14 protein-coding genes and 1 pseudogene are annotated in these 13,623 nt (G+C 62.3%); 7 read left to right on the top strand and 8 right to left on the bottom strand.

What is annotated here, in order from left to right:
• Position 1 precedes the first annotated feature (1 nt).
• The 7 genes and pseudogenes from BZ163_RS25730 to BZ163_RS25705 all read right to left on the bottom strand — a co-directional run bounded on the left by BZ163_RS25730 (position 2) and on the right by BZ163_RS25705 (position 5,654).
• A complete protein-coding gene (locus tag BZ163_RS25730; protein ID WP_128873228.1) occupies positions 2-463 on the bottom strand; it encodes a MarR family winged helix-turn-helix transcriptional regulator in 462 nt (153 codons plus the stop codon).
• A 132-nt stretch (positions 464-595) separates the two neighbouring features.
• Positions 596-1,036 carry an Ohr family peroxiredoxin gene (locus BZ163_RS25725; RefSeq protein WP_128873227.1) on the bottom strand — a complete coding sequence of 147 codons (441 nt, stop codon included), beginning with the start codon at positions 1,034-1,036 and terminating at the stop codon, positions 596-598.
• Positions 1,037-1,145: 109 nt separating this feature from the next.
• Complete coding sequence (locus tag BZ163_RS25720; RefSeq protein ID WP_128873226.1) at positions 1,146-1,598, bottom strand: Ohr family peroxiredoxin; 453 nt, start codon at positions 1,596-1,598, stop codon at positions 1,146-1,148.
• Positions 1,599-1,763: 165 nt separating this feature from the next.
• Positions 1,764-2,639 carry a M15 family metallopeptidase gene (locus BZ163_RS35975; protein WP_256579128.1) on the bottom strand — a complete coding sequence of 292 codons (876 nt, stop codon included), beginning with the start codon at positions 2,637-2,639 and terminating at the stop codon, positions 1,764-1,766.
• The gene (locus BZ163_RS35970) at positions 2,611-3,501 is read right to left on the bottom strand and encodes a M15 family metallopeptidase (RefSeq protein WP_256579127.1); all 891 of its coding nucleotides are present in this window, start codon (positions 3,499-3,501) and stop codon (positions 2,611-2,613) included. Before BZ163_RS35970 ends, BZ163_RS35975 begins: the two co-directional genes overlap by 29 nt.
• Positions 3,452-5,020: pseudogene (locus BZ163_RS25710) on the bottom strand (aldehyde dehydrogenase (NADP(+))). The gene BZ163_RS35970 and the pseudogene BZ163_RS25710 overlap by 50 nt, the downstream one beginning before the upstream one ends.
• Before the next feature lie 4 nt (positions 5,021-5,024).
• Positions 5,025-5,654, bottom strand: coding sequence for an isochorismatase family cysteine hydrolase (locus tag BZ163_RS25705; protein WP_128873225.1), 630 nt, complete (start codon positions 5,652-5,654; stop codon positions 5,025-5,027).
• Between the two features lie 100 nt (positions 5,655-5,754).
• On the opposite strand from BZ163_RS25705, the gene BZ163_RS25700 reads away from it, so the two are divergent.
• From BZ163_RS25700 to BZ163_RS25690, 3 genes are all read left to right on the top strand, one after another.
• Positions 5,755-6,270, top strand: a complete 516-nt coding sequence (locus tag BZ163_RS25700; protein ID WP_128873224.1) for a helix-turn-helix domain-containing protein — start codon at positions 5,755-5,757, stop codon at positions 6,268-6,270.
• 132 nt (positions 6,271-6,402) lie between these two features.
• Positions 6,403-7,611 carry a YbfB/YjiJ family MFS transporter gene (locus tag BZ163_RS25695; RefSeq protein WP_128873223.1) on the top strand — a complete coding sequence of 403 codons (1,209 nt, stop codon included), beginning with the start codon at positions 6,403-6,405 and terminating at the stop codon, positions 7,609-7,611.
• Entirely contained in the window at positions 7,601-8,866 is a 1,266-nt protein-coding gene (locus BZ163_RS25690; RefSeq protein ID WP_128873222.1) for an MFS transporter, read from the top strand. The genes BZ163_RS25695 and BZ163_RS25690 overlap by 11 nt, the downstream gene beginning before the upstream one ends.
• Positions 8,867-8,871: 5 nt before the next feature.
• Here the strand turns inward: BZ163_RS25690 and BZ163_RS25685 are convergent, their stop codons facing one another.
• The gene (locus BZ163_RS25685) at positions 8,872-9,768 is read right to left on the bottom strand and encodes a LysR substrate-binding domain-containing protein (RefSeq protein ID WP_128873221.1); all 897 of its coding nucleotides are present in this window, start codon (positions 9,766-9,768) and stop codon (positions 8,872-8,874) included.
• A 272-nt stretch (positions 9,769-10,040) separates the two neighbouring features.
• Here BZ163_RS25685 and BZ163_RS25680 point away from each other — a divergent pair, with 272 nt between their 5' ends.
• Genes BZ163_RS25680 through BZ163_RS25665 form a run of 4 tightly spaced genes read left to right on the top strand, consistent with a single transcriptional unit; the run spans position 10,041 to position 13,591 of the window.
• Positions 10,041-10,355 carry a DUF485 domain-containing protein gene (locus tag BZ163_RS25680; RefSeq protein ID WP_128873220.1) on the top strand — a complete coding sequence of 105 codons (315 nt, stop codon included), beginning with the start codon at positions 10,041-10,043 and terminating at the stop codon, positions 10,353-10,355.
• The gene (locus BZ163_RS25675) at positions 10,352-12,025 is read left to right on the top strand and encodes a cation acetate symporter (RefSeq protein ID WP_128873219.1); all 1,674 of its coding nucleotides are present in this window, start codon (positions 10,352-10,354) and stop codon (positions 12,023-12,025) included. The genes BZ163_RS25680 and BZ163_RS25675 overlap by 4 nt, the downstream gene beginning before the upstream one ends.
• Positions 12,026-12,079: 54 nt before the next feature.
• Positions 12,080-12,634 carry a cytochrome b gene (locus BZ163_RS25670; RefSeq protein ID WP_128873218.1) on the top strand — a complete coding sequence of 185 codons (555 nt, stop codon included), beginning with the start codon at positions 12,080-12,082 and terminating at the stop codon, positions 12,632-12,634.
• Positions 12,635-12,637: 3 nt separating this feature from the next.
• Positions 12,638-13,591, top strand: a complete 954-nt coding sequence (locus tag BZ163_RS25665; RefSeq protein ID WP_128873217.1) for a nitronate monooxygenase family protein — start codon at positions 12,638-12,640, stop codon at positions 13,589-13,591.
• Positions 13,592-13,623 lie beyond the last annotated feature (32 nt).

The raw sequence follows: 13,623 nt of genomic DNA, 5'->3' as shown, positions 1-13,623 counted from the left end.
GTCATGCCCCGGCCTTGGTCCATTTGATGAGATTGTTGCGCAGCGTCACGACCGCTTTCTGCATGTCCATGAACTCCTCCGGCGTCAGCCCGGTGGCCTCGGCGAGGCCCGATTCCGGGCGACCGTCGCGCAGTTGTCGACCGGCCTTGGTCAGGCTGATCCGCACCTGGCGCTCGTCCTCGGGGTCGCGCTGGCGCTGCAGATAGCCCATCGCTTCGAGTTTCTTCAGGATCGGTGTCAGGGTGTTCGATTCCAGAAACAGCTTTTCGCCCAGGCTGCCCACGGTCTGGTCGTCTTGCTCCCATAGCGCGACGATAGTGATGTATTGCGTGTAGGTCAGCCCAAGCTGCTCGAGTATCGGCTTGTAGGCCTTGCCGAACGCCAGGTTGGTGGAATAGACCGCAAAACACAGGAAGTCGGAGAGCTTCGGGTCGGCGCTGGCCGACTTGTCGGTGGTTTTCATGTGCATCCTCTGTGGCCGCGACACGTGGCTGGCAAAAACCTGAATATACCTCGTATGCGATTCTATCGGAATGGTACCCGCTTGCGGGTTGCGACCGGTTCGCCGGTGAAGGCAAACCGGTCACAGGATGGATCACGCCGTCAGGGCGTTAATGACCACATTGATATTGCCTCGGGTCGCCTTCGAGTACGGACAGATCTGGTCGGCGGCGTGCGCCAGTTCCGTCGCGACGTCCTGCGTCAGGCCCGGCACGCGCAGGGTCAAACGCGCCTGGAGGAAGTAGGCCGCACCGGTCTGGCCCAGGTCGACCTCGATGATGACGGCCAGGTTGGACGGGAGCGTCACCTTCATGTTTTTCGCCGCCAGCTCGACGGCGGCGGTGTAGCAGGCCGACCATGCCCCGGCGAACAGCTGCTCGGCGGTCGGGTGCGGCACGATGGCGGTGAACTCGTGAGCCAGTTTCGCGTTACCCGGTGACGAGAGCTGGATGTCGAGGCCATGGGCGGAGTTGCCAGCGTCGCTGAACGTCGTGTGGGTTTTGCCGGTCGCCAGTACTTTTTCAATCTTGTTCATGGATGAGTCCTCATTGTGTTGCTGGGTTTGTTGTTCGCATACGCTTAAAGCGTATGCGATATATATGCTGTGTCGATGCTGCCGATCGATATCAACGCCGCGCGGTGCGTCATGCCGTGAGGACGTTCAGGGCCACGTCAATGTTACCCCGCGTCGCCTTGGAGTACGGGCAAATCTGGTCGGCGGTGTGTGCCAGCGTCGTCGCGATATCGTGCGCCAACCCCGGCACGCGCAGGGTCAACCGCGCCTGGAGGAAGTAGGCCGCGCCGGTCTGGCCCAGATCCACTTCGATGTCGACGGACAGGTCGGAGGGCAGCACTACGTTCATCTCACCGGCTACCAGCCCGACGGCGGCGGTGTAGCAGGCGGACCAGGCGCCGGCGAACAGTTGCTCGGCGGTCGGGTGTGGCTGGGTGGCGGCGAACACGTGGGCCGGTTTGGCGTGGCCGGGGGTCGACAGAGTGATGTCGAGGCTGCCGTTATGGCCGCGAGGGGTGATGCCGGCTTCGCTGACGGTGGTGTGGGTTTTGCCGGTGGCCAGGACTTTTGCGATCTTGTTCATGGGGGTGAATCCTCAGGGTCTGGAAAGTTTCGATTATGTATCGTGTGCGTTTGCATCGTATGCGATGGAAATAATAATCGCGCAGACGCCCATCGATGTCAACAGCTTGAAGGTGGACTGCCCGACGAGTGGTTGAGCCTGGCTATCCTCTGTGGGAGCGCGATATCAGCGTTCGGGCAGTTTCCAGTCGGCACGAAAGTGCTCGTATTCCGTCTCCGGCAACTGGACCAGCAGCGGCGACTGGCGTGGATCCAGCCAGCCGAACAATCGGGAAATATCCGCTTGATCCATGGCGGTGCAGCCCTGCGTCGGCGAGGAAGGGCCGCGCCAGATATGGAAGAAAATGCACGAGCCCAGGGCGGGGGATGCCGGCGTGTTGTGCTCGATGACAATGCCTTGGCGATACATGTCATCGTCACGCCGCATGCGTTCCGAACTGTTCCAGTCCCTGGTGGTTGTCGCCCCGTCGACCAGCTCGTTGTAATGTCTGGAGTGGCTGTCGTCCACGCATTCGCTGGTCGATGTCAGCGCCAGGTAAGGCAGTTCGGTGCTGGCGCTGCTGTCGTAGCCGAACGCCGTTCCCAGCTTGAACAGCCCGGCAGGGGCTTTTCCGTCGCCTTCGCGTTTGACCGGGCCTTGCCGTTGCTCGACGTTCTCGGCAATACCCTTGCCCCAGGCCAGCCCGCTCTTGCCCAACACCACCGCAAAGGGCTCCGCGTATTTCTCAAAGGTGGACCCTCGGCGGACATAGCGCTGGGCTGTGCCTTGAACGTCAGTCCAGTTTTTGCTGGTAACCACGATCAGCTGGTGGCTCGTATCGAGAAGGTTGCTGGCCTGCAGCGGCGTGATGGGGAAATCCATGACGTCCTTGCGCGGACCCGCGCCACTGTAGGTGAAGTGCCACCATTCCTTGTCGTACCCGGAAAACCCTGCCTGTTCCATGGCCCGGCTGAGTAGCTGGCGATTTTTCCGGGCGTCGGCGTCGATCAACGGCGTGTCGGTGTGCGCGCGCTCATCGAAGCAGTCGTAGCCGGTGCCCATGTCGAGTGCGCCGTCCGAGCCAGCGCTGGCCGTAAGGCGCCGTGCAATCGACTTGCGCGGCCGCGGGCGTCCAGGTGTCGGCGGGCAGTGCCTGCGGACCGGTCAGGGTCAGGTCTACGGTCGAGCCCCTGGAGTGATTGGACACACGTGCCACATAACCCAGGCGCCAGAAGTCCTGCTTGTCCACGCGTGGATAGAATTCGGCCTTGCGTGGGTCACCCGGTACCGTCGCGAAATGCCCCATGTCGGCAACCGCACGGCTGGGTCGATAACAGTCGAATACCTTCAAGCCGTAGCCCTGGGCGCTCAGTGCCTTTTGTACCCGGGCGAGGGCAAGGGCCGCGTCCAGCGTCAACAGGCACTGCGCCGCGGCGTAGCCGTCGAGCGGGTGCCCGGTGAAGTTATGCGCGCTGGCATAGCGGATGTCCTGCTCGATGCCCGGATCGATCGAGCGCAGATACACCATGTCCTCGGGCCGTGATTGCGCCGCGGCCATGGCGGATGCGAAGACGCTGAGGCACAGGATCCAGCGCAGCCATGCGCCTGCGCGCAGGTTCCCCGGACGATGCGGAAATGGCCTCGACAACGTCGCGGATTTGACTCGGCACACAGGGCGCATGCAATGCCTCCGATGATGCGGGCTGCTGTTGCTGTTGCTGTTGCTGTTGCTGTTGCTGTTGCTGTTGCTGTTGCTGTTGCTGTTGCTGTTGCTGTTGCTGTAGGAGCAAGCTTGCTCGCGATGGACGTAAACGATAACGCGTTTTTCCTGAATAAACGCGTCATCGTTGAGACCGTCGCGAGCAAGCTCGCTCCTACAACCCGCCGTCCACGCTGCGAGGCAACCGCAACAGGTTGCTTTCACGCAGCGCCTCAGGCAGTAAAGCATCAGGAAACCCCTGGTAACACACCGGGCGCAGGAAACGCTCAAGGGACGTCATGCCCACCGAGGTGAAGCGACTGTCCGATGAGGCCGGAAACGGTCCGCCGTGAACGGTGGCAAAGGTGACCTCCTGCGGATGCGCAAAGGCGTTGACGACGATGCGTCCGGTACGCCGCTCCAGCACCGGCAGCAAGCGCCGGGCCAGTTGCAGGTCGCTGTCCTCGAGGTGCATGGCGGCGCTGAGCTGGCCACGCAGCGAGCGCGCGACAGCCAGCATTTCCTCCGCGTCCCGGACCTTCACCAGCAGCGCACAGGGGCCGAACACTTCCTGGGCCAGCGCGGGGTCGCGCAGGAAAATCGCGCCGTCGACCTCGAGCAAGGCCGTTCGGCCGTCAAGCCGCGCATTCACTGCGTAGCCTTCGGCGACGCGACGGGCCCCGGCGTTTTCCATGGCGCTGAGCCCGCTGACATAGGCCGCATGAATTCCCTGCGTCAGCATGGGCCGCGCCTGCTGCTGCGCTCACGCGATGGACCGTGGCGGCGCGCAACGCCGCAAAGCCGGGCCCTTCGATCGCGATCAGCAGGGCGGGCTTGAGGCAGGCTTGCCCGACATGACCAGCATGCGTTCGATAAAACCATCACCGATGCGCTCGCCACGTTCGGCCAGCGCATCCGGGAGGATGAACGTGGGGTTGACGCTGGTCATTTCGGTAAACACCGGAATCGGCTCGGGGCGTTGCTGCGCCCGACGATACAGCGCCATGCCGCCTTGCTCGGAGCCGGTGAAGGTCACCGCCTTGATCAGGGGGTGATCGACCAGGGCTTCGCCGATCGCATTGCCGCCGCCACGCACCATCGAGAACACGCCTTCGGGCAGTCCGTTGTCCTGCACGGCCTTGCGGATGGCTCGCGCCTGGATTTCCGAAGCGCCAGGGTGAGCGTTATGCGCCTTGACGATGACGGTCGCGCGGCCGCCAGGGCCGATGCGGTATCGCCCCCGGCGACCGAATAGGAAATGGGAAAGTTGCTCGCACCGAACACGGCCACCGGGCCAATCGCGATCTTCTGCAGTCGATGGTCCATGCGCGGGCGTGGCTGGCGCTCAGGTTGCGGCGGATCGATGGCCAGTTGCAGGAAGCGGCCCTGGCGCACGACCTCGGCGAACTGGCGGAACTGGGTCGCGGCTTTTGCCGCCTCGGCCTCAAGCTGCGCGGCGGGGCAGACCCGTTTCCAGCGCGGCCCGCGCCGCAAGCTCCTGGCGAACGGCGTCGAGATTGTCGGCGATGCTGTCGAGGAAGGTCGCACGGCGGGCGAGAGAGGTATGGCTGTAAAAGTCAAAGGCCTCGTCGGCGAGTGTTGCAGCCTGGTCAACCTCGGCCACGCCACCCAAGGCGAAATCCGGCTTGATCAATTGGTGGGTGGCGGGATTGAGCGCTTTCATCGTCCCCTCGGTGGCCGGGACATCGTTGGCGCCGATAATCAGGGCTCCTGTCAATTTCATCGGATCACTCCTGCTGTGCCAGGGCGGCGATGAGTTCGTCGGTGGCCACAATGGAATGGGCGAATGTCGGGCCATTGAGCTCATGGGCGGCCTGCATCATTTCCGGTTTGAACGCAGCGGTGGCATCACGTACCAGGGTGACGTGGTAGCCGAGCTCGGACGCATAACGTGCCGTTGCCTCGATGCAGGTATTGGCCAGCAGGCCCACGATGATCACGTGGGTGATGCCTTTTTGCTTGAGGCGAAAATCCAGGTCGGTGTTGGCAAAACCACTGGAACCCCAATGCTCCTTCACCACGATATCGCCGTCCCTGGGCGCGAAATCGGGGTGCCAGTCGCCACCCCATTCGCCGCGTGCGAAGTGGTGCATGTGCATGACCTTGCACTGGGTCGGGCTCGGGTGGTCCCAGCCTTCGTAGTCGCCTTGTTCCCAGCGGCGGTGCGGTACGATGACCACCGGAATGTCCAGGGCACGGACCGCTCGATCGAGGGCGCGCAGGTTGTCGAGCAGACCGACTTGCGTGGCGATCGGCTCGATCAACGGATAGACCTTGCCGCCTTCCGACAGGAAATCGTTGTAGGGATCGACCAGCAGGTAGGCGGTTCTGTCGAGGGGGTAGAGGGGTTTCGACATGGCGATGTTCTCCAGGGATTTTCGGTGGCCTGTGCCGTGGAGTTGCCGTGGCACGTTGTAAATATGATAATCATAGTAACTGTGAAAGAGGCAAGTCCTTATGTCGGCAAACCCAGGCACTTCCCAGACCTTGTGCCCGATTTCGAGGGCCGAGGACATCGTGGGCGACCGCTGGACCGTGCTGGTCCTGCGCGAGTTGTTCATGGGCAGTCATCGCTTCGACGAGATCCAGGCGCAGACCGCAGGCACCCCGCAAATGGTCGCCACACGCCTGAAAAACATGGAGGCCGACGGCCTCGTCACGCGGCGCCCTTACAACGAGCGGCCACTGCGCTACGAATACCACCTCACCGCAAAAGGCGAGGCCTTCTACTCGGTAGTCCTGGCGCTACGCGCCTGGGGCGAAACCTGGTGCAAGTTGCCGGAGGAGGGGCTGGCAGTGCGCTACACCCATCAAACCTGCGGCAAACCTGCTGGCCTCGGGCCGCTGTGCGAACACTGCGGCGAGCCTTTGCGCCGTGGCGAGCTGATCAGCGAGCACAGCGAAGCTTATGCCGTCGAACGACAATCACGGCGCGAAGCCTTCAAGGGCAATCGTGGCTCGGATTCGGTCTGAATGTCCCGCTGTCAGAGGGATCGGGTCGGTCCAGGTATCTTTTGATGAGATAACCCTGATCGTTTTAATTCGCTTCTGAAGATTGCTGCGTCGCGCGTACTGTCTGCCCATCTGAAGAAAAGAAGGGCCGATATGAACAGTGTGAAGCGATCGATCGCCAGCGCGCCCACGTTGCGGCCAGCCTCCGCGGGCTGGGGCATCCTGGCCGGTTTTTCTGCCAGCCTGGTGGGCATCGGCCTGGCGCGATTTGCCTATACGCCGCTGCTGCCGGCCATTATCGGCGCGCAATGGTTTGAGCCTTCCAAGGCCGCTTACCTGGGGGCCGCCAACCTGGCCGGCTACCTGGTCGGGGCGATTTTCGGTCGTTCCATGGCGGCGAAAACATCCACGGTGTTTACCCTCAGGGCGATGATGTTGCTGGCAAGCCTGGCGTTTTTGGCCTGTGCCTGGCCTGTGTCCTTCGTGTGGTTCTTTGCCTGGCGCTTCCTTTCCGGAACGTCCGGCGGTGCGCTGATGGTGCTGGCCGCGCCGACCGTGCTGGCGCATGTACCGGCGTCCCGGCGTGGACTGGCAGGCGGAATCATCTTCATGGGCGTCGGTGTTGGCATCGCGGCCTCTGGCACCCTGGTCCCGCTGTTGCTGGAACAGGGGTTGCGGCAAACCTGGCTCGGCCTTGGGGTGATTGCTCTGGTGTTGACGGCCATTGCCTGGCGCGGATGGCCAAGGGCGCACGCGCCGGCGGCCACCCCCACGCCGCACCGTCGACCGGCGGCCAACGGCACCCTCAAGGCAGCTGTATGTCGATACGCACTCAACGCAGCGGGTTGGGTGCCGCACATGATTTTTCTGGTGGATTTCGTGGCCCGGGGCATGGGCCAGGGCCTGCAGGTCGGCGCCCAGTACTGGGTGCTGTTTGGCCTCGGCGCCACGGTCGGTCCACTGCTGGCGGGCGTAGCGGCCGACCGGGTCGGCTTCGGCCGCGCCTTGCGCGTGTCTTTCATCATCGAAGCCATCAGCGTCGCCGTACCGGCCCTCGGCCTCGGCAGCGTCTGGCTGATGATCTCCAGCGTCGTCGTCGGCGCGTTCGTCACCGGGACCGTGCCACTGATGTTGGGTCGGGTGCACGAACTACTGGCCAGGCATCCCGCCCAACAGCATTCGGCCTGGCAAACGGCCACGGTCGGTTTCGCCTTGTTCCAGGCGGTGGCGGCCTATGGCTTGTCGTTTCTGTTCTCCTACAGCGGGGGCAATTACAGCGTGCTGTTCATCATTGGCACTTCGGCGATGCTGCTGGCTTTTGTCATCGATGTAGCAGTGGGCAGGGCAACCGATGGCCAATAACGGTGCTCCTCTCCCTGGGAATTATGCCGAGCGAAATCTTCCCTATTGGCGGCGGAACCTGACGGTTTGCGTGTTCGGCTCGTTTACCACGCTGGTCAGCCTGAGCATGTTGTTGCCGTTCCTGCCGCTTTACGTCCAACAACTTGGCGTCACGCACCAGGCTGACGTGGTGCAATGGTCGGCGGTGGCATTCGGCGCAACTTTTTTTGGCACGGCGATTACCGCACCGATGTGGGGACGCCTGGCCGATCGTTATGGCCGCAAGCCGATGCTGGTCAGAGCGGCGATCGGCATGGCCATTGTCATGTCGATGATCGGCCTGGCCCGCACTGTGACCGATCTGGTGGTACTGCGCCTGATCGCCGGCCTCATCGGCGGCTACGCCTCGGCCTCGATCGTCATGATCGGGTCGCAGGTGCCACGGGAAAAGGCCGGTTGGGCCCTGGGTGTGCTGTCCACGGGCGCCTTGTCCGGCAACTTGATCGGGCCGTTGGTGGGCGGATTCCTGCCGGAGCTGGTCGGGATCCGCGGCACGTTCTTCGTGGGGGGAGGGATGATCGCCCTGGCAGCGCTGACGACCGTCCTGTTCATTCGGGAGGATTTCGATCGCGTCTCGGACGGCAGGCGACGGATCAACAGAACCCGCCCCGAAGGCGCCACGTCCAACTGGCCGATCATTGGCGCCCTGCTGATGACCGCTATGATGGTGCTCCTGGCCAACATGTCGATCGAGCCCATTATCACCGTCTACATCGGCCACTTGGGTGTGGCCTTCGATGACCAGGCGCGGATGGCGGGCGTAGTGATGGCCTGTTCGGCGCTGGGCAGTATCCTGACCGCAGCCAGGCTGGGTGCGCTGGCCGACCGCATCGGCAGTTGGAACGTCATCGTTGGTTGTCTGGTGTTGACGGGCATCGTCATGGTGCCCCAGGCGTTTGTCACGCAATGGTGGCAGTTGGCGGTGCTGCGCGGGGTCATGGGCATGACCCTGGCCGGGCTGCTGCCGGCGATTGCCAGGCTGATACGGCATTCGGTCGAAGAGCACAACACCGGCAAAGTGTTGGGCTATCTGCAATCGGCGCAGTTTTCCGGGCAGGTGATCGGGCCACTGATCGGTGGCCAGATCGGTGCCCATGTGGGGTTGAACGCGGTATTCCTGGTCACCGGCGCGCTGTTGGTGCTGTGTGCCGGAATGAACGCCTGGGTGAAACGTCGCTTCATCGCGCAAACCCTAGGCACTGCCAGCAGCACCTGATCGGGCTAGGACGCCAGGGGCATTGGCGCAGCGGTGGCACCGTCCAGGCGCACGCTCTGCAGAAACGTGCTTAACGCACTGGAACAATAACCGTCGAGGCGCCTGACAAACACCGTCTCCACGGCGGCGAGTTCTGGCGCAATCTCGTGCGCGGCAACCAAGCCCTCGCGCACGGCGTTCGCTACCACGCCCCGGGGCAACAGCGTGACCCCGACTCCGGCGGACACGCAGGCGATGATGGCGTCGATCGAGCCAAATTCCAGCGGTTCGGGGGCCTGGATACCCAGGCTGGCCAGCAGGGCATCCAGGCGCTGGCGATAAGAGCAGCCGACGCGAAAAACCACGGTCTTCAAGGTGTCGATGCCAGCGACAGCCTCCAGGCTGTGAATCGCCGGGGAAGTGACCAGCACCAGCTCTTCGCGGAACGCCAGTTCGCTGTGCAGGTGCGGATGGTTGACCGGGCCCGCGACGAACGCGCCTTCCAGCCTGGAGTCGATGACCGCTTGAATCAGGCTGCAGGTGGTGCCTGTGCGAACCACCGGCCGGACCTCGGGGTAAGCCTTGGCAAATTGTGCAATCAGCTGCGGCAGACGCAGCGCCAGGGTGGTCTCAAGCGTACCGATCTCAAGCACACCGTTGGGCTGTCCATCGTCGCGCGCGGCGCAGGATGCATCCAGCAACAGCTTCGAAAGCCGTGCGGCGAAGGGCAGCAGGCGGCGTCCCGCGGGCGTGACCTGGACGCCCCTGGCGCTGCGCTGAAACAGCGCCACACCCAGCTCGACTTCCAGTGAACGAATCCTCGCGGACACGTTGGACTGCACGGTATTCAGCTCGCTGGCCGCCTTGTTCATGCTGCCATGGCGGGCCACCGCCTCCACCACCTTGAGATCCGTCACATCCATCAACTTCACCTATCACAAAAACAAATAACCAATCATCAAAAAGATGCTTTCGAGAGATTAGTTTTCCAGGGCGATGAAGGCAAGCAATCAAGGCGAATCGAGGGGCGTCAGGTTCATCAAAACAGATCATATGCATCATTAATCATCGTTTTACATGATCTTTTGCCAGGCATAGGTTGATCAGGCAAACAAACCGCAGCCAGTGGCGGATCGAGTCTTCGAATCCGAGGTTGTGGAACAACAATAATTTCCCACTGCACCACGGAGTCAACGTGAATCATCCATCTGAATCAGCCAGAATTCGCAACCATCCCCGGTACAAGGATTTGGTCTCACGGCAGCGAAGATTCGTCGCTTGTCTGACCACTGCAACCCTTGTGCCGTACTTCACGTTCATCCTCGTTGCCGCGTTTACACCCCAGCTTCTGGCGACGAAGCTTTCCACCACGAGCATGATCACTATCGGTTGGCCGCTGGGTGTCGCGTTCATTATCGGCGCCTGGTTGTTTACCGGCGTGTACATCCTGCGTGCCAATGGCGAGTTCGATGAACTGACCGCGGAAATCCGCGCGGGGGCAGTCGCATGAAACCTGTATTTCAATACCTCATTGTTCCTGCACTCCTGGGCGCGGTCGCCACTGGCGCCCCAGCCGCCGACGTGTTGCAACACGTCGAAAAACAGCCACTGAATATCACCGCGATTTCAATGTTTCTGATTTTTGTGGTGACGACCCTGGGCATTACCTGGTGGGCCGCGTCCAAGACCAAATCGATGGAGGATTTCTACACCGCCGGCGGCGGCATCACCGGCTTCCAGAATGGCCTGGCACTGGCCGGCGACTACATGTCGGCCGCGGCTTTGCTGGGTGTCACCAGCATGATTTTCTTCAACGGCTTCGATGGCGTGCTGTACTCGATCAGCTTCTTTGTCGCCTGGCCCCTGCTGCTGTTCCTGTTTGCCGAGCGCATCCGGAATCTGGGGCGCATCACCATCTCCGATATCGCCTCGTTTCGCCTCGATCAAAACCGCATCCGCACCCTGACCGCCTTCGGCTCACTGACCGTGGTCTGCTTTTACCTGGTGGTGCAGATGGTGGGGGCGGGGCAGTTGATTCAATTGCTGTTCGGTCTGCCCTACAACTATGCGGTGATTGCGGTCGGTCTGCTGATGGCGGTCTACGTCACCTTTGGCGGCATGGTCGCCACCACCTGGGTGCAGATCATCAAGGCCGGGCTGCTGCTGGTGGGCGGCACCTTGCTGGCGTTTCTGGCGATGAGCAAGTTCGGCTTTTCCTTCGAGTTGTTGTTCGAAAAAGCGGTGGCCGCGCACCATGACGGCGAGCGGATATTGCTGCCCAGCAAGCTGGTGGCCGACCCGCTGTCGCTGATCTCACTGGCACTGGGCCTGGTGTTTGGCACGGCGGGGTTGCCGCATATCCTGATGCGCTTCTTTACCGTGGCGGACGCCAAACAGGCGCGTAAGTCGGTGTTCGTCGCCACTGGTTTCATCGGCTTTTTCTACCTGATCGTTGGCGTGCTGGGCCTGGCTGCGATCGTGATCGTCGGGCAGGACCCGGCCTTCTACGAGTCCGGCATTGTGGGTGGCAAGCTCATTGGCGGCGGCAACATGCCGGTGATGCACCTGGCCAAAGCCGTGGGTGGCGACTTCCTCCTGGGCTTCATCTCCGCCGTCGCGTTTGCGACGATCCTGGCGGTGGTGTCCGGACTGACCATGGCCGGTACCTCGGCGATTTCCCATGACCTCTATGTGATGGTCTTCAGGAAAAACCGGGCCGATGCCAAGGACGAGCGGCGGGTGTCGCGCATCGCTTCGGTCGGCATCGGCATCGTCGCGGTGGTGCTGGGTATTTTGTTCAAGGACCAGAACATCGCGTTCCTGGTGGCGCTGACATTTGGCGTGGCGGCCTCGGTCAACTTCCCGATACTGGTGCTTTCGATGTACTGGAAAGGGCTGACCACCCGAGGGGCGTTGATCGGTGGCGTTGCCGGCCTGATCAGCGCCGTCAGCCTGGTCATTCTCTCGCCCGCGGTGTGGGTCAAAGTGCTGGGCCACGCCGACGCGATCTTCCCTTATGACTACCCGGCAATCATCTCGATGAACGTGGCCTTCCTGTTCACGTGGCTGGGTTCGATCACCGACCGCAGCAGCGCCGCAACGCTTGAGCGAGCGCGTTTCGATGATCAGCTGATCCGTGCCCAAACCGGGCTTGGCGCGTCCCAGGCTGTCAGCCATTAAAGCGGCCTCCTTGGGTACTGCAGTCCTTTCCATGTCCTGAAAAAGGAGTCAGCCATGCAATTGCGAGACAATGGCCTGAGATTCTCACCCATCACTGTCGTCCTGCACTGGATCGTCGCGTTTTCGCTGCTGTCGATCCTCTGCCTGCAGGGTTTTATCGCCCACGCCTCCGATCAGGCGCTGCGGATGGAGTTCATCAGGTTGCAAAACCTGATCGGCCTGATGCTGTTCCTGGTATCGATCTATCGGTTCTGGGCCAGGGTCACGGCTTACCATCCGCTGCCCGTGGGCACCCCCAATCCCATAGAGGTGATCATCAGTCGTTCCGTGGCGGTGGCGCTCGCCCTGGCGATGGTGCTGCTGCCGATCGCGGTCTGGGCGTCGAGGTCTGCGGCCGGGGAGGTGACGGCGCTGCCCTGGGGATTGGCGATTCCAGCGCTGTTGCCAGCCAGCCAGGCGCTGAAACAGGTCGTCGACGTGCTGTTTGATATCGGCGCCTCGTTGTTCCTGGCCGGCCTGGCCCTGCATCTCTTCGGCGCAGTCAAGAATCACTTTCTCCTGAAGAACAACACGCTCAAGCGGATGCTTGGCAAACATGTGGAGTTGTGAGCAATGAACGAAGTCAAATTCGATTTTGCCGGTAATGCCATCACTCGTTTGTGTGGCGTCAAGTTCCCGATCTTTCTCGGCGGCATGGCGGCCATTTCCGGCCCGGCGCTGGTGGCGGCAGTCGCCAATGCCGGGGGGATGGGTGTCATTGGCGGGCTGCGTCTGCCGCCGCTGGCCTTGCGTCGATGGCTGCAGGAAACCCGCGCCCTGACCGACCAGCCCTTTGGCGTGAATCTGGTGCCGCAGTTTGGCGGCCCGGATGTGTTCGAAGCGCAATTTCAGATGGTGCTTGAGGAAAAACCGCGGCTGCTGTCGCTGTTTTATGCCGAAGCGTATTCCGCCGACATGATTCCCCGGGCGAAAGACGCCGGGCTGGTGGTCATGGTGCAAGTGGGCTCGGTAGCGCTGGCGAAAAAGGCCATCGCCCAGGGGGCTGACATTATCGTGGCGCAAGGCAGCGAGAGTGGCGGTCACCTGAATCGCGGCACGATCGGCATCATGCCGTTGTTGCCTTCCATCATTGCCGTTGCCCAGGGGCGTCCGGTATTGGCGGCCGGCGGCATCACCACCCGCGACGATGTCCGGGCGCTGATGTCGCTTGGTGCGGCCGGGGTTGTGGTGGGCACCGCGTTCATTGCCACCGATGAGTCGAATGCGCACCCGCTGTACAAGCAGAAAATCGTCGAGGCGACTACCGATGACTCCGAATACCGCACGGGGTATTCGTTCGGCTGGACCTATGGCACGCCGCACCGGGTGATTCCCAATCGGGACAAGTGGAACCTGCTGCGCTTCATCGGCGGCGGCGCCCGCGCGATCGACAAGCCGCGCATGGCCCGCAAGCTGTCGCTGTACGCGGGTCAGGGCGTGGGGAAAATCCACAGTGTCGTCCCTGCTGCGCAGCGCATGGCCGAGCTTGCGTTGGGGCTGCCACTGACCAACCACGTTGTTCTGTAGGAGCAAGCTTGCTCGCGATGGACGTTAACGAT

The sequence above is a fragment of the Pseudomonas sp. VI4.1 genome, from assembly GCF_002029345.1.
Lineage (GTDB): Bacteria > Pseudomonadota > Gammaproteobacteria > Pseudomonadales > Pseudomonadaceae > Aquipseudomonas.
The sequence above is the reverse complement of the archived record's forward strand: the minus strand, read 5'-3'. Positions and strand labels throughout refer to the sequence as shown.

Excerpts from the sequence above, each read along its gene's own strand:
- BZ163_RS35975 (WP_256579128.1), bottom strand. The coding sequence starts at position 2,639 with ATGGGCACCGGCTACGACTGCTTCGATGAGCGCGCGCACACCGACACG.
- BZ163_RS25700 (WP_128873224.1), top strand. The coding sequence starts at position 5,755 with ATGTCGGCAAACCCAGGCACTTCCCAGACCTTGTGCCCGATTTCGAGG.
- BZ163_RS25705 (WP_128873225.1), bottom strand. The coding sequence starts at position 5,654 with ATGTCGAAACCCCTCTACCCCCTCGACAGAACCGCCTACCTGCTGGTC.
- BZ163_RS25665 (WP_128873217.1), top strand. The coding sequence starts at position 12,638 with ATGAACGAAGTCAAATTCGATTTTGCCGGTAATGCCATCACTCGTTTG.
- BZ163_RS25695 (WP_128873223.1), top strand. The coding sequence starts at position 6,403 with ATGAACAGTGTGAAGCGATCGATCGCCAGCGCGCCCACGTTGCGGCCA.
- BZ163_RS25690 (WP_128873222.1), top strand. The coding sequence starts at position 7,601 with ATGGCCAATAACGGTGCTCCTCTCCCTGGGAATTATGCCGAGCGAAAT.
- BZ163_RS25725 (WP_128873227.1), bottom strand. The coding sequence starts at position 1,036 with ATGAACAAGATTGAAAAAGTACTGGCGACCGGCAAAACCCACACGACG.
- BZ163_RS25730 (WP_128873228.1), bottom strand. The coding sequence starts at position 463 with ATGAAAACCACCGACAAGTCGGCCAGCGCCGACCCGAAGCTCTCCGAC.
- BZ163_RS25720 (WP_128873226.1), bottom strand. The coding sequence starts at position 1,598 with ATGAACAAGATCGCAAAAGTCCTGGCCACCGGCAAAACCCACACCACC.
- BZ163_RS25675 (WP_128873219.1), top strand. The coding sequence starts at position 10,352 with ATGAAACCTGTATTTCAATACCTCATTGTTCCTGCACTCCTGGGCGCG.
- BZ163_RS25670 (WP_128873218.1), top strand. The coding sequence starts at position 12,080 with ATGCAATTGCGAGACAATGGCCTGAGATTCTCACCCATCACTGTCGTC.
- BZ163_RS25685 (WP_128873221.1), bottom strand. The coding sequence starts at position 9,768 with ATGGATGTGACGGATCTCAAGGTGGTGGAGGCGGTGGCCCGCCATGGC.